16 protein-coding genes are annotated in these 18,569 nt (G+C 65.5%); 3 read left to right on the forward strand and 13 right to left on the reverse strand.

The annotated features are described in order from the left end of the window. Positions 1-150: 150 nt before the first annotated feature. From HY699_13750 to HY699_13805, 12 genes are all read right to left on the reverse strand, one after another. Positions 151-927 (reverse strand): SDR family oxidoreductase, encoded by a 777-nt coding sequence (locus HY699_13750; protein MBI4516869.1) that lies wholly within the window; start codon positions 925-927, stop codon positions 151-153. Positions 928-1,095: 168 nt separating this feature from the next. Next, positions 1,096-1,989 (reverse strand): alpha/beta hydrolase, encoded by an 894-nt coding sequence (locus tag HY699_13755; protein ID MBI4516870.1) that lies wholly within the window; start codon positions 1,987-1,989, stop codon positions 1,096-1,098. Position 1,990: 1 nt separating this feature from the next. Further along, complete coding sequence (locus HY699_13760) at positions 1,991-3,322, reverse strand: DUF1329 domain-containing protein (protein MBI4516871.1); 1,332 nt, start codon at positions 3,320-3,322, stop codon at positions 1,991-1,993. A gap of 9 nt (positions 3,323-3,331) precedes the next feature. After that, positions 3,332-5,377: an FAD-dependent oxidoreductase gene (locus HY699_13765; GenBank protein ID MBI4516872.1), complete on the reverse strand. Its 2,046-nt coding sequence runs from the start codon at positions 5,375-5,377 to the stop codon at positions 3,332-3,334. Between the two features lie 208 nt (positions 5,378-5,585). Continuing rightward, positions 5,586-5,954: a hypothetical protein gene (locus tag HY699_13770; protein MBI4516873.1), complete on the reverse strand. Its 369-nt coding sequence runs from the start codon at positions 5,952-5,954 to the stop codon at positions 5,586-5,588. A gap of 189 nt (positions 5,955-6,143) precedes the next feature. Then, entirely contained in the window at positions 6,144-7,418 is a 1,275-nt protein-coding gene (locus tag HY699_13775) for a hypothetical protein (GenBank protein MBI4516874.1), read from the reverse strand. 3 nt (positions 7,419-7,421) lie between these two features. Further along, positions 7,422-7,577 carry a hypothetical protein gene (locus HY699_13780; protein ID MBI4516875.1) on the reverse strand — a complete coding sequence of 52 codons (156 nt, stop codon included), beginning with the start codon at positions 7,575-7,577 and terminating at the stop codon, positions 7,422-7,424. 214 nt (positions 7,578-7,791) lie between these two features. Then, positions 7,792-9,087: a hypothetical protein gene (locus HY699_13785; GenBank protein MBI4516876.1), complete on the reverse strand. Its 1,296-nt coding sequence runs from the start codon at positions 9,085-9,087 to the stop codon at positions 7,792-7,794. A 136-nt stretch (positions 9,088-9,223) separates the two neighbouring features. Beyond that, positions 9,224-10,534: a hypothetical protein gene (locus HY699_13790; GenBank protein ID MBI4516877.1), complete on the reverse strand. Its 1,311-nt coding sequence runs from the start codon at positions 10,532-10,534 to the stop codon at positions 9,224-9,226. Between the two features lie 22 nt (positions 10,535-10,556). Beyond that, positions 10,557-11,861, reverse strand: coding sequence for a hypothetical protein (locus tag HY699_13795; GenBank protein MBI4516878.1), 1,305 nt, complete (start codon positions 11,859-11,861; stop codon positions 10,557-10,559). Positions 11,862-11,881: 20 nt separating this feature from the next. Beyond that, positions 11,882-12,898: an NAD-dependent epimerase/dehydratase family protein gene (locus HY699_13800; protein ID MBI4516879.1), complete on the reverse strand. Its 1,017-nt coding sequence runs from the start codon at positions 12,896-12,898 to the stop codon at positions 11,882-11,884. Positions 12,899-13,192: 294 nt separating this feature from the next. Further along, the gene (locus HY699_13805; GenBank protein MBI4516880.1) at positions 13,193-13,633 is read right to left on the reverse strand and encodes a PaaI family thioesterase; all 441 of its coding nucleotides are present in this window, start codon (positions 13,631-13,633) and stop codon (positions 13,193-13,195) included. 93 nt (positions 13,634-13,726) lie between these two features. Between HY699_13805 and HY699_13810 the strand changes: the two genes are divergently transcribed. The 3 genes from HY699_13810 (at position 13,727) to HY699_13820 (ending at position 17,997) form a co-directional block, all read left to right on the forward strand. Next, positions 13,727-14,506, forward strand: coding sequence for a hypothetical protein (locus HY699_13810; GenBank protein ID MBI4516881.1), 780 nt, complete (start codon positions 13,727-13,729; stop codon positions 14,504-14,506). Positions 14,507-14,548: 42 nt separating this feature from the next. Further along, positions 14,549-15,466 carry a transketolase family protein gene (locus HY699_13815; protein ID MBI4516882.1) on the forward strand — a complete coding sequence of 306 codons (918 nt, stop codon included), beginning with the start codon at positions 14,549-14,551 and terminating at the stop codon, positions 15,464-15,466. 119 nt (positions 15,467-15,585) lie between these two features. Continuing rightward, positions 15,586-17,997: a response regulator gene (locus tag HY699_13820; protein ID MBI4516883.1), complete on the forward strand. Its 2,412-nt coding sequence runs from the start codon at positions 15,586-15,588 to the stop codon at positions 17,995-17,997. Between the two features lie 140 nt (positions 17,998-18,137). Here the strand turns inward: HY699_13820 and HY699_13825 are convergent. Beyond that, on the reverse strand, positions 18,138-18,569 hold a 432-nt coding region (locus tag HY699_13825; GenBank protein ID MBI4516884.1), incomplete at its 5' end, for a MoxR family ATPase.

Genomic DNA, 18,569 nt, shown 5'->3' on the forward strand with positions numbered 1-18,569 from the left:
TGCTCCGATTGAGCGCAGAGAACGAACACCACGAAGAACGAAGAGCACGAAGAGGAGATCGAAGACCTGGTCTCTTGTCGTCGTCTTCGTGCACTTCGTGTTCTTCGTGGTTTGTCATCTGCCGCTCAGCCGCGATGATCCCGCTTCTTCCTACCCCTTGATGCTCTTGCCGCCGTCCACGACCAGCGCGTGGCCGGTGACGAAGCGGGCTTCGTCGGAGGCGAGGTAGAGCGCGGCGTAGGCGATATCCTGCGCCTCGCCGACACGGCCGAGGGGAATGGCCTCTTCGTACATCTTCCGCACCCACTCGTCCTGATAGTAGTTCGACATCGGTGTGGCGATAGCGCCGGCGATGATCGAGTTGGCGCGAATATTTTCACGGCCGTAGCCCACGGCGATCGCGCGCGTGAGCGCGACCACGCCGCCCTTGGCGGCGGTGTACGCATGAATCGGGAATCCGCTGCCTTGAATCGCCGCGGCCGACGCGGTGTTTACGATCGCTCCGCCGCCACGTTTGATCAGCTCGGGGATGGCGTGCTTGCAGCCGAAGAACACGCCCTTGAGGTTGATGCTGTGGGTGTAGTCCCAGTCGTCGGCTTCCAGATCGGCAACTAAAGCATCGCGGCCCTCGCGAATGCCGGCGATGCCGGCGTTGTTAAACATGATGTCCAAGCCGCCGTAGGTAGCGACGGCGAACTCCACCGCCGCTTTGACCTCCGCTTCCTTCGAGACATCGACGGCACAGAAAGCCGCCGAGCCGCCCGTCTCTGTGATCGCCCGGACGGTCTCCTCGCCGCCTTCACGGTTCCAGTCCACCACCACCACGCGCGCGCCTTCTCGGGCGAACAGCTGTGCGCTCGCCCGCCCCATGCCCGAGCCCGCGCCGGTGATGAGCGCAACCTTGCCTTCAAGCCTTCCTGTTCTCATCTGCATTGTCCTCGCAAGAGCAACAGAAAAAGGAACCACCGAGGCACAGAGCGCTCAGAGGCTGACGCGCTTGACCCCGTCGACGAGGCGCTCAACCTTGAAGTTGATGAGCAGGCCACGCTTGAGTCCCCACGGTGTCCTCGGTGCCTCTGTGGTTTACCTGTCCGGTCATGCAAGGCTCGGCAGGTGACGCTGGAACCACTCACGCGCCGCCGCCGTCACCTGCTCCAGCGCATCGCCGAGGTAGAAATCGACGTGAGTGACGCCGGGGAGAAGTAGGAGCTGCTTCGGCTCACCGGCGCGGGCGTACAGGCTGCGCGCCTCGTCGGGTGAAACCAGGTCGTCGTTGCCGGCATGGATGAAGAGGATCGGCCGCGGTGCGATGTTAGCCACCACGTCTTCCGGAGCGAACTGCGTGATCGCGTCGGCCGACTCCAACGTGATCGCGGCCTCCTCGCCGGTGAAGACGCCGCTCTGCGCCGCGGCTTCCATCAGCTCGCGGATTGCCGGGCTCGGCGGCACGACGTCGAACGCCTTCATCCGCCGCGAGCTGCCCATCCGCACGCGATCGCGCCGGTCACGTTCGAGCAGCGCCTCGAACTCTTGCCACTCCGACGCGCTGCGCAACGAGCGCAGCCAGCGCCGGCCGTTGCCGATCGCCAGGCTGGCGACGGTGCACTTAACCCGCGCATCCATCGCGGTGACGTGCACGACGTTGGCGCCGCCGAACGAGGTGCCGTAGAGCCCGAGCCGCTCCGGATCGACGCCGTCTTGCAGCGCCAGAAACGTGAGCGCGTTGCGGATGTCCTCCGCTTGTTCGAGCGGCATCAGCCGATCGCGTGGCCCCTCGCTCTCGCCCCAACCGCGGTAATCAAAGATCAGACAGGCGTAGCCGGCTTCGCAGAACGCCTGCGCCAGGATGGGGAGAAACATCTCCTTGGTGCCGGTGTAGCCCTGGCAGAGCACGATGCCGGAACCGCGTCCCGACGGGCTGTCGGGTGCATAGAGCACGCCCGCCAATTTCGCCCCGCCGCTGAAGAAGTGAACCGCTCGCTCGTGCACGTTACTTCCCAAAGCGGATGAGGGCTTGCGAGTCGAAGAACCGAGGCTCCAACCGGATGCCGTAATCCGTCGGCGCGTTCTTCATGCCCGTCGGCGGCGGCCCCGCAATCGTCGCGCGCCCGAGCTTGAGGCTCTCGGAGCCCTGCCACGTGGTGGTGAAGCCACGGAAGTAGTTCTTGCCGTCGGGGCTAACGTTGAGGAGCCCCACGACTCCGTACACCGTCACCAATTCCCCACGCCAGTCGAACTTCCTGTTGAACGCACCCTGGTAGGTCTCTTTGTCGATGTACAATTGCACCTTGCCGTAGAGGTAGTACTTGTCCTTTGGAACGCCCTCGATGATCCAACACTTCCTCTTGGCGAGCGCCATGCTCACCGGCGCCCACGCCAGGCCTTTCCACGCCGGATCTTGGTAGCCGACCATCGGCTGATCCCCCAGCACGATACGCCAGCCGCCGGTGTCGAGCGCGTGCGTCGTGACCTCTCGCTTCAGGCTGTACGGATCGCAGAAGCGGTAGATGTCGGCTTCACCGACGAACTTCCAGGTGAAGTCCTCCGGTTTGCCGTCGAAGAACGGGCCGTCATCTTGGCTGAGGTCGGAGCCCAGGAACCCGTCCGACCGGTTCGCTGGGCTGATCTGGCGCACGCGCCGCAAGGCGGGGACAAAGGCCCAGACACCGTCTCGTCTCTCCGGGTCGCGGTAGCGCCAAGTCAGTGCGGCCGTGCCCTGCAGATCGGCTGGCGTCAGGGTGGTCGCCAGCATCTGACTCATCAGATTGCTCGGGTTGCTCGGCGGCCTGCGCCACGCCGGTTGGCCATCGTAGTAAAGGAAGTAGACCTCCTGACTGAGCGCGCGATCGAGACCGGCACGGCCAACCAGGTTGAGCATGGTGACGGTCCGGTTGTTTCCCTGGCTCCAGAAGCCGTAATAGTGGTTCCACAGGATCTTGACGCCGGCGGCAGGATCGTCCGGATCGATGCGCGGGAAGGGAACGCCGGCGATGAATGCCGGCTGCTGCCCCGTGCTTTTCTCGACCACGGTTCCCTCGGCCGTAACCGCGAACCGATCCGCGTTGGCGCTGCGGGACGCTTTGAAGTCTTCGTCCCACTCCATCACCCCCTCGGGCCACTCCATGATGCGGTTGGCGTACTCGCCTCGGCGGTAATGTTCCAGGATCTCCGGAGGCAGGAAACCTTCGGCCTGCTGCCAATTATGCTGATCGAGAACCTCTCCCGGCCGCAGACGCTGGTCCTGTTCCGCACTTGCCGGCAGCGGGGCGAGCAGCGTGAGCAGGAATGCTGCAACGAGCCTCGTTCTCAACTTGCAGGGCATCACCAGTCCTTACAATCGCGCCGCGAGCTCGAAGGCCTCGCACGCGGCGGGCAGCGACTTCCGCGGCCAGCGCGCATCGCCGATGGTGTGCGTGCGGATTCCTTCCGCCCGGAGCTTCTTTGCGAGCGCTCCGTCCCGGCGCAGCTTGCACACCACGACGGCATCGACGTTACTGAGCACCCGTCCGTTGCTCAAGGTGACGTTCCCGCGGACGGCATCACTGACGGTGCAGTCTCGAACGATCTCGACGCCGCGTTCGGCCAGCTTGATCCTCAGGTAGAGAGCAGACGCGGTTACCTCCATGACATCCAGCGGGAAGAAGCGAGGAAGCTCCACGGCAATCACGTCCTTTCCGAGCTGCGACAAGTACAGACTGACGCTCAGGCAGTAAAGGTCATCGCCCCACACGACGAGCTTCTTATCCGCGCCGTTACCGGCGACCGCCTCGTCCATGCTCAGGCAGCGCACCTGCGCGTGCCACGGCGGCAGCGACGGTCTTGCTCCGGCGGCGACGATGACGGTGTGCGGGTTCAGCACTCTGATCTTGGCCACGCTGGCGTCTTCTCGCCGGACAGTGACGTTGAGCCGCTCCAGCTCCTTCTTCATGAAGTCGAGGAAAGTCCTGGTTTCGCCGTTGCCTGGCACTTGCGCCATCAACTGCAAGCGCCCACCGAGCTGGCCCTTCTCGAACAGGATGACCTCGTGGCCTCGACGCGCGAGCACTTCGGCGGCCGTCATGCCTGCTGGTCCGCCGCCGACGACAACGGTGCGCTTTTTCTCGGCCGGGGTAACGCGTAGTCTGCCCTCGGCGCCGAGCTGCGGGTTGACCAGGCAGTGAATGCCGCCCTCCAGTCCCTCCGAGATTTCGAGGCACTGGTTGCAGCCGATGCACGTGCGGATCTCGTCAAATCGACCTGCCTGCGCCTTGTTGGGCATCTCCGGATCGGCGAGCAGCGCGCGGCCCATGATGACCAGGTCCACCTGGCCGTTTCGCAGCAGCGACTCGGCGTGCACAGGATCGACCACGCGAATCCCGCCCATGACGGGGATGCGGACGGACTGCTTGATTGCCTCGGCGAGTGGCACGAAGGCGCCCGGCGCGTCTGCCATCGGCGGGATCATGAACGGATACGAGCCATACAGGCCGGCGGTGACGTTGATAACATCGGCCCCCGCGTCCTCTGCCCACGCGGCCATGGCCTTGGCGTCGGCGAGCGTGGCGCCGCCGTCGACGAAGTCGGCGCCGTTGAGCCGCAGCGAGATGACGAGGTCCTCACCGGCAACGCGCCGGACTTCGCGGATCACCTCCAGTGTGAATCGCGCCCGCCCCTCCAGGCCGCCGCCGTATTCGTCGGTGCGCTGGTTCAACAGAGGAGAGTAGAACTGGTTGAGGAGATACCCGTGGCAGCAGTAGACCTCGACGCCGTCGCCGCCGATGGCTTTGACTCGCCGCGCCGCCTCGCCGTGCTTTCGGATCAGATGGCTGATTTCGTCCTGCGTGAGGGCTTGCGGCCGCGCCTTGGAGATGTGCTCGAACACCTGGCCGTGCTTGCGAAACCCCCACGACGGCGGTCCCGCCGACGGACCTTTCGGTTGGCGCGCGAACCTCCAGGCCGAACCGAACAATCTTGCATACGCGCCCGGGAAGTATTTTGGAAGGGACACCGCCAAGCGCTCCAGGCCCGGGACGTGCGGTAGGAGGTAGAACAACGGAGAGTAGATCGATCGCCGCCCGCCGTGGCCCAGTTGAAAGAAGAGCGCCGTCCCGTGTTCGTGCACGACCTCGGCGAGCCGGGCGAGCGGCGGGATGAAGCGGTCGTGGTCGATCAGCGGTTCCATCAACGGGATGACGTTGCCGGTGCGGTCGATCCCGGTGTGCTCGAAGATGATCAGGCCGACGCCGCCGCGCGCCTTGGTGCGATGGAACTCGATGTGACGTTCGCTGATGCGCCCGTCGAGATGGCCAAAGCCGGTGCCCTGACCGGGCTGGACGATGCGGTTCTTGATCGTCTTGCCGCGGATGGTGATGGGTTGGAAGAGGCACTCAAGGTTCATATGCCCGTGCCTTGGAGTGCGGGAGCCTGCTCCCGCTTTGGGGTGGTGTGTGGCGCCGGAGCGCGGCCCGAAAGCGGCGGCAAGCCGCCGCACTCCACATTGACAACTCTGCGCAGTTCATTGGCCCGCCAGGGCAGCGCCGCCCGCCGCCTGCTCCCTCTCCTCCCAGGAGAGGGTCGGGGTGAGGTGATGAAGAATGCCACGAATGCTAGAGGCCGGCGTACGCGATGACCATCCCGAAGGTGAGTGCCGCCGAGCACCAATACCGGACGAACGACGGCGGGCGGCTCAGCCACCATTCGACGAATCGTTGGAGACGCGCGGCGCCCAACGCGAGCAGCGCCACCGCTCCAACAAGCTCGAGCGCTCCGAGGACGCGGACAAAGCTCGGGAAGCGACAAGACGACGCTGCCAGGATGAAGAGCACTCCGAATCCGAGCCGCAGGGCGAGCGTCACCGGAAGCCCGGTGAGAACGCGCCAACGAGAGAGGAGGTTGGCCAGCTGGCGTGGAGCAGCAACACCGAGCAGGCCAACTCCCGCAACGCCGATGCCCGCGAGAGAAACCAAGAGCGCCATACCCAGATCCTCCTCGGGTTTCACGATCTAACACGCAATTATATGCGGCGAATGAACTCGATGGCCGGCGGCACGGGAGCAGCGCTCCCGCGCTCAAGTTGGGGAGCGCGGACGTACCCAAGCTCCTCGCGGCGTGGAGCGGCGTTCCACGCCGCGTCCCGAAGCAACTGACCGCACGCACCTTGGAGCTCACGCGCATTGGGCGCAGTCGCAGCCGTCGAGCAGCCGCATGAAGTCGAGGTCGCAGCTCCAGCTGTTACACCGGGCGCAGGGATAGACATGCCCCTGACCGTGCATGCGGTGCTCTTTGATCAAGCGGTAGCGTTCGTAGCCCACTCGGATGAAATACTCCGCCGGCGGTTTCGGCCGGCCGTGGTAGGCGGCGCCTTCGGTGGATTGCCACACGGTGGTGCGCGGCAGGACGCCCTTCTGAAGCAACGTCGCGAAGCACCGCCGCCACGCCTCCAGCCCTTCCTCGGCGTCGCGGATGCCGTGGTCGGAAACCGTCTCGACGCCGACCACGAAATTGCTCTGCACGTTGCCGGCGCCGAAGATGCCGACCGCCCGCTCCAACGCCGCCAGACAACTATCGCGCCCGATGTAGCGCGACTTCGCCGGCACGATCTCGGGCCACAGGCGCGCCTCCCAGGTGTCCATGTGATGCGCCAGCACGTTGAGGCCGGCGTCCTTGAGCCGCCGCTGGTCGGCTTCCGCCATGGCGGACACGCAGGCTTCGAAGCAGGCGGCGCTGCCCAACTCGTCGCGTACCGCCTTCAGCGGCGCCAGAATCTTGCTGTAGTGCGCCGCCTCCTTGTGCGTGTCGCGCAGGCTGCCCCCGGTGAGCGATACGTGCCGCACGGGGCCGTGCGCCAAGGCACGGCGAAATCCTTCGGCCCAATGATCGGGGTGCGCCGAGATCGAGTACTCGAAGCCGCGGCGCTGGAAGTCGTCGACGGTCGAGTCGAGGCTGCAATAGCGGCACTGCTCATCCGTGCGCGAGTATTCGCAGTAGCGCAGAATGCAGCCGAAGAGGCACGAGCGCGAGAACAGCTGAATGACAGTGGGCAGCAGTTGTCCGTCGCCCAGAGCCGTCATGTACCAGTCGGGCCGGGGCTCGAAGGCGATCGGCTCGATTTCCTCGCCCTCACGGCACAAGACGTACTGAACGGCGCCGGACTTGCGGATGGTGTACGGGCTGGTCTTTTCCAACACCAGCTTGACCGGCGTGCCGTCGGCCAGGTCGAACTTCCACGGTACCATCATCATCCGCTCGTCGTCGGCCTTGGGGTTGTCTGCGTGTACCGGGTTCCACAGCAGGAAGAACGGCAGCGACGAGCCCCCGGCCTCTTCCACTTCGGGCGTGTACTGCACCCCGTCACGCAGCAGCTCGGTCTTGAGCAGGATGCTGCGGGGAAGGCCGGGGAAGGTGTCGGACAACTGGGCGAGGCGTGCTTGCCCTTGCATGGGTCACTCCACGCCGTCGATCAGCCGGGCGAAGTCGCGCGGCAGCGTGTAGACGCCGCACTTGTAGCAGCCGGCATCGAGGCCGACGTCGTAAGTCAGGTTGCAGCACTCCGCGATCCGGTCTCTTTGCGGCACGCTCCGTGGCACCACGCCGATCATGGCTTAGCCCTCCTTTGAACGGTCCCTCGACAGAAACAAGCGCCAACCCCTTGGAGTGCTCCGGTGTGGAACGTGGGAGCTTGCTCCCGCTTTGGCCGCGGGCAGCCGGCCGCCCGATGCCCAGCAGCGAAAAGCGGCGGCAAGCCGCCGCACTCCACCATGGTGCGTCCGTACTATCACTGGCCCACGTCTTCTCCGCCGTTACACTCTTTCCCTACGCGCAGTCCTCGCACGAGCAGCCGTGGACCAGACGGCGGAAGTCACTGTCGGTGCTCCAAGCCGAAGCCTTGTACAGATGGTGGCGCATGTAGCCGTAGGTGCCGGCCGCCGCCATCGACTCGTGATGCGCCTGCGCCACTTGCAGGAAGTATTCGGTCGGCGGCGGCTCCTTGGCCTCCCATGGCGAGCCGACCTCGACTTCCCACTGACTGGTGGAGGGAATGATCTCGTTGGCGAGCAGCCACTGGAAGCAGCGGCGCCAGGAGTCCACGCCCTCGGCTGGGCTCTGAAAGCCACCCGGCGCCACCATCTCCGGACCGATGACAAAGACGCTGTACACGTGGCCCTTGCCAAACACCTGGTGACAAGTCCGCAGCGAATCGATCCACATCTGGCGCCCGACGAACTTGTGCTTGCCGGGGACGATCACCGGCCACAGTCGTTCCTCCCAACAGTCCATGTTCGGGCCGATGTAATCGAGCCCGGCATCCTTCAGCCGTTGCACGGTACCGAGGTCCGGCGGCGGCGTCATGCAGGCGGTGAAGTCGGTCTTGGCGCGGCACTCTTCACGCACGCGGTTCAGCGCCTCGTACAGACCGACGTAGCGCGCTGACTCCTTGGCGGTGTTAAGCAGGCTGCCGCCGGTGAAATCGAGATGGCGAATGCGGCCCACCTCGGCGAGCGCGGCGCGGTAGGTCTCGGCGGCGCTGTCGGCCTTCACGGCCAAGTCGTACTCGATCCCTTGGCGCTGGTACTCCTTGAGGTTGGCGTCGAGGCAGCAGTAGACGCACTGGTCGCCGGACTTGGTGTATTCGCAGTAACGCAGCGCGCAGCCGAGCAGGGCCTCGCGCGTCCAGGACAAGAACACCGACGCCATCAGCGTCCCGCCAGACGTGCTTTGGAACAGCCAGTCGGTTCTCGGCTCGAAGCTCACCGCTTCGAGCACCTCGCCGTCGCGCAGGAGCGAGTAGCTGCCGTTGGTCTTGCGGACCTCGTACGGGCTGCTGCGGGAGAAGCGCACGACGACGGGTGTGCCATCACGCAGATCGAACTTCCACGGGATGGTGATGAGCTGCTCGCCCGCGGGCGCCTCTTGTGGATTCCAGCGATGGTGCGGATTCCAGATCAGGGAGTGCGGAAAGGTGGTGGTGCCGGCCGCCTCCAAGTCGCGCGTGTAGCGCGTCCCTTCCCGGAGGATATCCGCCTTGATGACGATGCTGCGCGGAATCGCGGGGAAGGTCTCGCACAACTGAGCGATGCGTTCGTGTCCGCGTAATCCACTCACTGTCATGGGTTGCTCCTCTCCTGCTGGTGAAGTTGGCCGCAGGTGTAGGACGCGGCTGTGGTGGAAACAATCGGCCGGCGGGTTCATTTCTCGTGGTTCGGAAGTACCGGTACGAACGGTTCAGCCGCCGGCGCGTCCTTGCTCATACGGTGGCCTCCTGCGAGCGGTCTTCGCTGCCACCGAGCAGCCACTGGAAGTCGGAGTCGGAACTGAGGTAACCGCAGCGGTGACAGGTCGACGAGTAATGCGGCCGCGCGTCGGTGGGGAAGTACATGCCGTGGCGCGCCAGGATTTTGTGGCGTTCGAGTCCGATGGTGAGAAAGTACTCAGTCGGCGGCGCCTGCCGCGGCTCGTAGAGCGAGCCGGGCGTGTTGCACCAGATGTGAGTGCGGGATTGGACGCCGCTCTGGGCGCACCACTCGATGCCCTCGAGCACCGACTTGATCCCGTCCGCATAGCTAGCAAAGCCGTCCGCCACCAGCTCCACGCCGACGACGAACTGGCAGAAGGCGCGGCCACGGCCGAAGCGCGCCACCGCGCCCTCCAGCCGTTCCATCCACTCCCGACGCCCGATGTGGCGGTTCTTGCCCGGCACGATCTCCGGCCACAAGCGCTCTTCCCACACTTCCATGTTGAAGCAGACCTCATCGACGCCGGCGTCCTTGAGCCGGTCCTGCCCGTCGTCATCGAGTGCCGCGGACATCACCTGGATGGTGAGATTGGCGCCGCGCTCAGCGCGCACGCGAGCTAGCTGCTCGGCGACGCGGGCGTGAATGTCTGCCTCCTTCTGCTGATCGCGCAAGGCGCCGCCCGTTAGCGTAATGTGCCGAATCTCCATCTCGTCGAGCGCGGCGGCGAGACACGTGGCGGCCGCCTCGCCCGACATGATGACGTCGTGATAGCCGTCGCCTTTGGCGATATTCTTGCCCGTCGGGTTCAGGCAGCAGAAGCGGCAGATGTCTTCAGGCTGGTAGTAGGCGCAAAACCGAATCGGGAAGCCGAGCAAGCGATCGGGTGATGACAACACGAAAACGCTGGCCATCTGGCGGCCATCTGCCAGACGGCGCGATAACCACTGCGGCCGCTTTTCGAAGCTGATGGGAATGACCGGCTCGTCGCCGTGGCGTAGCCAGAAGGCCCCGTCGTGCTCGCACATCTCATACGGGCTGGTGTGGTGGCGGACGAAGTCATAGATGACTTTGGCGGTGATGCCTTCGGGAAAGCTCATGCTGTGCGGCAGCCACGCCCAGTCTTGCCCCACCAGCGCATCCTCGATGGCGGTGTAGTCTTTGTGCACCTCACGGTCCCAGGGCAGGAACTCCGGGATGGCCCACTTGCCGATGTCGAGCGCCAGCGGCGTGAAGCGCACCGCCTCGCGCAGCACGTCGGTCTTGATCACGATCGAGCGCGGAATCTCCGGAAACTGGCGGCACAAATCGTCGATGCGGCTCATGGGATGCTGCCCTTTCGCTCGGCTATGCGGCCATCGGACTGTGGCCAGCGGGCGCGCTCGCCAGGTCCGCTTCCAGACTCACCGTGCGGCACTTGCGGCAGGTGCTCTGGAGCAGCGGGACGCGATACTGCCGATACAGCTCGCGCTGCAGCTGCGAGATCTCGAGAAAATATTCCGTCGGCGGCGGCGGGGAGTTCTCCCACGGCGAGCCCGGCGCCGGCGTCCAAAAGGTGAACCGCGGCAAGACGCCGTGGTCGAGGAAGAAGGTCAAATACTCCCGCATCGACTTGACCGCCGCACTGATGGTCGGCAGGCCGTGCGGCTGAACCGTCTCGCAGCCGGCGACGACCGTCGTCGTCGACTTCCACGGGCTCAGCAGCTTGGCCGCGCGTAGCATGGCTTGAATCCATTCGTCACGGCCGACGTACTTCGCCTTACCCGGCACCAAGACGGGGTAGAGCTTCTCTTCCCACACCTCCAACGGGTGACAAAGCGTGATCTTGCCGCGGCCGGCCTCGACCACGCGCCGCTGATCGTCTTCGTCGAACGCCTGGGTGATGACGTGCCAGGGCAGCTCGTTGTCGGGGCCGAGCCGCTCCATCATCTCGTCGAGGAAGCGGACGTAGAGCGACGCCTCCCGCTGCCGATCGAACAATCCACCACCGGTGAGATTGAAATGCGCGACCGGATGCTCCTCGCTTGCGGCCCGATAGACTTCGAGCACCCGGTCCACCGTCGGCTTCATCGTCCGTTCGATGCCGAGCTCGCGGGCGTGATCGACCGACGGCACGATGCAGCAGAACACGCATTGCTCGTTGGTGTTGAAGTACTGGCAATGGCTCAGCAGCGTGATGGCGAAGATGCAGTTGCGTCCCGCTGTCGACACGATCTTGCACATCGGCGTGCCGTCGCGCGCGCGGCGCATGAACCACTGCGGCCGCGGCTCGAAGAAGACCTCCTCGACCTCCTCGCCATCGCGGCAGAGCATGTAGCGGGTATCGCCCGGGAGGATCTTGATCGTGTACGGGCTGTCGGCGGCCAGCTTGACGATCGTGCTGGTGCCGTCGCGCAACTGAAAGAGGCACGGGAGCAGCACCCAGCCTTCGGCGACTTCGAGCTTGTCGTCGAGATGGTCGTGGTCCCAGTCGAAGATCATGTGGGTGTGCGGAATCGCCCAGCGGCCGATGACGTTGAGATCGGGAGTCCACGCCACGCCCTCGCGGAAGGCGTCGGCCTTGACGATGGCGGAGCGCGAAATGCCGGGAAATTGCTCGGCCAGCTGGTTGATGCGCTCACACCCTTTCTTGCCGTTCTCGGCGCGAATCATGGTGCCCTCCTCGCTGCCCGTTACAGCCCGCGCACGGTTGCCAGGCTCCGTTTGTTGGCGATGTAGCCGTTGTCGCGGAACCACCGGATCGTGTCGCGGATGCTGTCCTTGAGATCACGAAAAGCGAGGCCAAGCTCGGTGACCGCCTTCTGGTTGCTGTAATGATACGTCAGGTCGGACATCCGCACCCGCGGAATGCTGAGAATCGGGCGGCGGTGGGTGACGTACTGCGACACCAGCGGGGCGACTACACCGATGGGATACAGCAACTGGTGCGGCAAGCGGAAGCGCGGCGCCGGAATACCCGTGACTTCTTCGATGAGCCGAAAGAAGTCGCGGAAGCTCATGTTCACGTTCCCCAAGATGTAGCGCTCGCCGATGCGGCCCTTCTCGGCCGCCAGGATGAGACCCTTGGCGCAATCGCGGGCATCGATGAAATTCAACCCGCCGGCGGGATAGCCGAGTACCCGGCGATTGGCGTACGCCACCATCAGCTGCCCCGACGGTGATGGGATCGGATCGTTCGGCCCCATCAGAAACGTCAGCGCCACGCTGAGCGCCGGACAGCCGCGCTGTGCCGCCTTGAGAGTTTCCACGTAGCCGAGGAAGAGCGAGATCTCGGTGTGGTTGGCCAGGTGGAGGAGGTTGAGGACCGACTCCTCGTCGAGCAGCTCGCCGTTGTGACTGTGGCCGACCGAGGTGACGCCGTTCACGTGGATGAACTTCTCCACCCCGGCGGCGGTACTGGCCTCCATGAAGTGGCGTTGCCCGAGAACGTTGGCGTCGTACACGTCCTGCGTGCGCTCCGACCAGAACAATGCCCCCACACTGAACACCCACCGGCACCCCTGCACCGCCGCGCGCAACGACGGGGGATCGCGGAGATCCCCCACCGCCTTCTCGATGTCGAGCCGGTCGATCAACGAGCGGTTACTGCCCGAGCGCACCAAAGCGCGGACGCTATGCCCCTGGGCGAGCAGCTCCTCGACCAGAGCGTAGCCCAGCAGGCCCGTTGCCCCGGTCACTAGTGCACGCATACGACTACGAGACCGCTGGCGCGGGCGTGCCCGACAATTGATTTGCGCGCGTCCGTGGATTGAGCCGCCGCAGCGACGAGCGTGGTCATGCTGGGCATTGCTTCCGATTCGCTAATACTGCTTATTACTCCGACCGCGGGATATCATGAGGCATGTCATCCGCCGGCATGACGCGACTCACCCGGCGATCGCGCGGCCGGCGGCCAGGTACCCACGGACCAGCCAACGGGGGTTGCCTCGACTGACGGGAAGCCGATGTTGACCAGCGCGGTACGTTCTACGGTCTCCGCGGCATCACGCCCCGCCGGGGCCGCCCCGGTCGCGGAAGATGCCGAAGGTGCCGAGGGCTTTGGCGATCAGCTGGCCGTCTTCGGTGAAGCACTCGCCCTCGACCGCTGCTACGGTGCGGCTTAAGCGCAGTACGCGCGCCTTGGCGAGCAACGCCGGCTGCCGCGAGAAGGTGACGTAGTTGAGATTGAGCGCGTGCGTCGCCGTGCGGTCGTAGGGGCCGATGTTGCAGGCGACCGCCGCGCCCAGCGCGGTATCCAGCAACGCCGAAATCGCCCCGCCAAATACCGCCCCGAAGGGCGAGAACATTGCCGCCGGCACATCCATCCGCATCACCACCTCCTCGGTCGATACGCTCACTACCTGCATACCCAGCAGCCCGAAGAACGGGGGCATCTCGAGCTCGCGCTCGCGTAGATCCAATGGATGCGGTGGACGGTTCGCCATATGACCTTGACGCGCGCGCAGCTTGCCCCGACCGTGTGGTGCTTTGCAAGCGAGTTTGTGGCACCGTGCGAACCCGGTCGGAGAGAGGACAGCATGGGGCGACAGAGATTATCGGCGGTCGGCTTAGCCTTGGTCACGGTCATGGCTTTGGCCCGGCCGCAAACCGTGGTGGCGGCGCTCTTGGACGGGCTGTTCGCCAAACCCAGCTGGACCGTGGTCACACAACGCTCGCGCACGGGTCTGCTGGCGGCCGGGCACCCACTCGAGACCGTGACCACCTATCTTACCGACGACCACGTGATCCAAGACCGCCCCGCCCGTCGCACCATCGTGGACCTGCGAAAGCAGACGATCACCTTCATCGATAAGGAGAATCTTGCCTACGGGGTTGCCGGCTTCGCCGAGCTACGCCAGGCCCTGGCTGCAGCCGATGCCCGCCGCGATCAAGATACCACCTATCAGCGCCTGGCAGCTCCGAGCCGCGCCTTCCAGCCGCAGCTCACGGACGAGACCGCCAACATCGCCGGCCAGCGCGCCCGCAAGTATCGCGTGATGCGGGGTGCGGCGACCACGGACATCTGGATGAGCAGTGACCTCGATGTACCCGCCGCCGTCAAGCAGTGGGCCGATATGGATACCGTGCTGGCTCCGTCGGGTTCGGCGGTGATGGCCGAGCTGTCGAAGTTGGATGGCCTGCCGCTGAAGACGGAGAGTTGGGTGCTGCTGGGTGAGCAGAAGCAAGGGCTACTGGTCGAGGCTAGCGAGATCCGTCAGGCCGGGCCACCGGCTTCGATGATCAACGTGCCAGCGGGGTATCGTACGGTTGACTGGCGCCAGCTGGTGTGGCCCGGGCGCGCCGGCGTGCGGCCGTAACCCGGTTTATCTTTGCCTCGATCGAGGTTAGAAGGGGATCCCATGAGCGGCTATATCACCACGATGTTGTCGGCCGACGTACTGGTCGAGCTGGCGGAACAAAACCCCGACATGGTGTTGGTAACCCAGGACTTTGGGCCGATCGGCTCGTTCACCGAGCGCTTTCCGGCGCGCCACTTCGATGTCGGCATCACCGAAGAGAACCTCGTCGGCGTAGCCGCCGGGCTGGCCCATGCAGGCAAGCTGCCGTTCGTGATTGCGATGGCGCCCTTTGTCACCATGCGTGGCTTCGAGCAGATCCGCGACGACTGCGCTTACAACCGCAACCGCGTCAAGATCATCGCCCCGTTCGCCGGCCTCGAGGCCGGGCCCTGGGGAGCGACGCATCACGCCATGGAGGACATCGCGTTGCTGCGCGTGATTCCCGGCATGACAATACTGTCGCCGGCCGATACCGCCGAAGCCTTCCGCGCGGTGCGGGCGGCGGCAACCATCGACGGGCCGGTGTACATCCGCATGGGCTTTCTCAGCTCGATCGACGGCTACGATGCGCCGCTGCGCGTGGGCGAAGCGGTGACGATGCGGGAGGGCAGCAACCTGACGATCATCGCCACCGGCAGTTGCGTCGGCGCCGCCCTGGCGGCGCACGAGGCGCTGAAGGCCGACGGCATCGGCGCGCGGGTGCTCAATATGCACACGCTCAAGCCCATCGATCGCGCGGCGATCGAACGCGCCGCCCGCGAGACCGGCCGGATCGTGACCGCCGAAGAACACTCTGTGATCGGCGGACTCGGCGCTGCGGTGGCGGAAATCGTGGCCGAACTCGGGGTCGGGCGGGTCCACCGCGTCGGAATCAACGACGTGTTTTGCACCGAGGTCGAGCCCTATCCCGAATTGCTGCGTATTCACGGCCTCGACGCGGCGGGCATCGAAGCGGCTGCGCGCCGGCTGCTGGTGTAGGCGGTGCCGGCAGCGGCGCAGGTGACCGGTCAGGTGCGTGCGCATCCTCCCATTGTCATTGGCCGCCGGCTGCCGTAAGGAAAGGACCCGCTCGCCGCTGGTGACGAGCACCGATCGAAATGGCTACACCACTGCGGCTCCTGCTGGTCGAGGACTCTGAAGACGACTGCACGTTGCTGCTGCACCAGCTGCGCGAGGCGGGCTACCAGGTCACCTGTACCAGGGTCGAAACCGCCGCCGCCTTGCACGCGGCCTTAGCCACCGGCAGCTGGGACATCGTCATTACCGATTACTCGTTGCCCCAGTTCAGCGGCCCGGCCGCGCTGCAACTGGTGCAGGAGAGCGGCCGTGATCTGCCGGTGATCGTCGTCTCCGGCGCCATCGGCGAGGAAATCGCGGTGGCGATGATGAAAGCCGGCGCGCACGATTTCGCCCGCAAGGGCCATCTCACCCGCTTGGGAGCCGCGATCGAACGCGAATTGCAGGCGGCCCAGCAGCGGCGCGAGCGCAGGCGGGCCGAGGAGGCTCTGCGCCACAACGAGGCGCAGTTCCGCTCCCTGATCGAACACGCGCTCGACCTCATCAGCATCCTGACTCTCGACGGCACAGTGCGTTTCGCCAGCCCATCGTACGAAGCCGTTCTGGGATATGCCCCCGCTGCGATCGAGGGTGGCAACCTGTTCGACCAAGTGCATCCGGACGACCTGCCGGCGACGCGCCAGGCGTTCGCGCAACTGCTCGCCCATCCCGGCGACACCATCACGACCGAAGTGCGCTTACGTCACCGCGACGGCTCGTGGCGAACCCTGGAAAGCCTGGCGACTAATCTGCTCGCCGACCCGGTGGTGGCCGGCATCGTCGTCAATGCCCGCGACATCAGCGAACGCAAACGCGCCGAGCAGGCGTCGCACCAGGCCAAGCTCGCCGCCGAAGCCGCCAGCCGCGCTAAGAGCGAGTTCGTCGCCGAGGTCAGCCACCAGATCCGTACCCCGATGAGCGGCATCATGGGCGCCGCCGAGCTGGTCTTGGCCAGTCAGTTGAGTGCTGACCAACGCGAGTGCGTCGAGCTGATCAAGACCTCGGCCGAACAGCTGCTGACGGTGGTCAACGACATGCTCGATGTGGCCAAAGTCGAGGCCGGAAAGCTGGACCTTGTCACCGGAGATTTCTCCCTCCAGGCCGTCGTCCACGCCGCCATCGAGCTGGTGGCACTGCGAGTGCGCGAAAAGGGAGTGGAGTTCATGTGCCAGGTGGCTGCGGAGGTGCCCGACGCACTCAGCGGCGACGGCGATCGCTTGCGCCAGATCCTGACCAATCTTGCCGACAGCGCCGTCAAAGTCAGCCGCGGCGGTGACGTGGTTATGCGGGTCGAGCTCGAATCCCAAACCGATGCCGCCGCCACACTCCATTTCTCCGTCAGCCAAAGCGGCGGCGACCTCGTCGCCGAGCACCAGCAGGTGCTGTTCGACACGGTCGAGCCGGCGAACTCGGCCACGGGGGCTGCGGCCGGCAACGAGATCGGCGTGGTCATCGCCGCCAAGCTGGTGGCGATCATGGGCGGACAGCTGTGGGCCGCGCGCCGGCCCCGAGGCGACAGCGCGGTGCATTTCACCGCTTGCTTCGGCCGCGCCACCGCACCGGCCGCCAGCCCCGCGGCGGTGGAGGCGCTGCGTGATCTGCCGGTATTGGTGGTCGATGACAACGCCGCCAACGGCCGCTTGCTAGAAGAAATGCTCGGCAGTTGGGGCCTGCGCCCGAGCGTGGTCAACGGCGGCTGGGCGGCGCTGGCCGCCATGGCGCAAGCGGTGGCCGCGGGCGAACCCTTCCCGCTGGTGGTGGTCGATGCGCAAATGCCCGAGATGGACGGCTTCGCTCTGATGGAGGAGATCAAGAAGCGGCGCCGCTTGGCCGGGGCGACCGTGATGCTGCTGCCGGTCGCCGCCTCGCCCGAGGAGCGCGCCCGCGGCCGCGAGTCGGGGGCCGGTGACTTCGTGATCAAACCGGTTCAGCCGGCTGAGCTGCGGGCGGCGGTACTCGCTGCGCTGGCGGGGCACGAGCGCGCGGTGCGCCGGCGGCCGGTGCGGCCGGCCCCCGAGCTGCAGCCCGAGCAACGGCCGTTGCGCGTACTGCTCGCAGAGGACAACTTGGTGAACCAGCACCTCACCGTGCGGCTGCTCGAAAAACGCGGCCACCACGTCGTCGCCGTCAGCAACGGCCGCGCCGCCCTTGCTGCGGTCGAGCGGGAAGCCTTCGATCTTGTCCTGATGGACGTGCAGATGCCCGAGATGGACGGGCTGCAAGCCACCGCCGCGATCCGCGCCGGAGAACGCACCACCGGCGCTCACCTGCCCATAGTCGCGCTCACCGCGCGGGCCATGAAGGGCGACAACGAACGCTGCCTGGCGGCGGGCATGGACGCCTACGTCAGCAAACCGCTCCAAGCACACAAGTTGTTTGCAACCATCCGCAGTGTCCTCGCCGACGAGGCGAAGTACCGCAAACCGGCCTCAGGTACGTTACCGGCGAGTTAGGGTCCCTCGCTGGCGGAGCGGGGGCGTGGTGCTCGCGGATAGGGCAAGGCACGACGATGAACCCTCACCGCTCGCGAGCTATACAGCAGGACGCCGGCGACCCAATTCCAGCTCGGGCCGCGAGCGCAAGCGAGTGCGGTCTACTGATTGTACTTGGGCCCGAGATCTTCCCAGCGCTGCGGAAACCGGCCGCCCTGACCGCTGAAGCGCTGCAGGGCGTCGACGTCCTGCTCCTTCTTCAGCAGCGCACCGATGAAGGGGATGTGAGCCTCGATCTTCTCCATGCTGATCCCTGAACGCAACAGCGCGCTGATCCAGTCGATCAGCTCGGAGGTCGACGGCTTCTTGCGCAGCTCGTTCTGCTGGCGCAGCCAGTAGAACTTGATCAGCACCTGATCGAGGAGTTTGGCGTCGAGGTGGGGGTGGTGGACGTCGATGATCTTGCGCATCAGTGGCACGTCGGGAAACTCAATGTAATAGAAGATGCAGCGGCGCAGGAAGGCGTCGGGCAGCTCCTTCTCGTTGTTCGAGGTGATCATCACCACCGGGCGGTGCTGGGCGCTGACTTCCTC

This window comes from Deltaproteobacteria bacterium, from assembly GCA_016210005.1.
GTDB lineage: Bacteria > Desulfobacterota > Binatia > HRBIN30 > JACQVA1 > JACQVA1.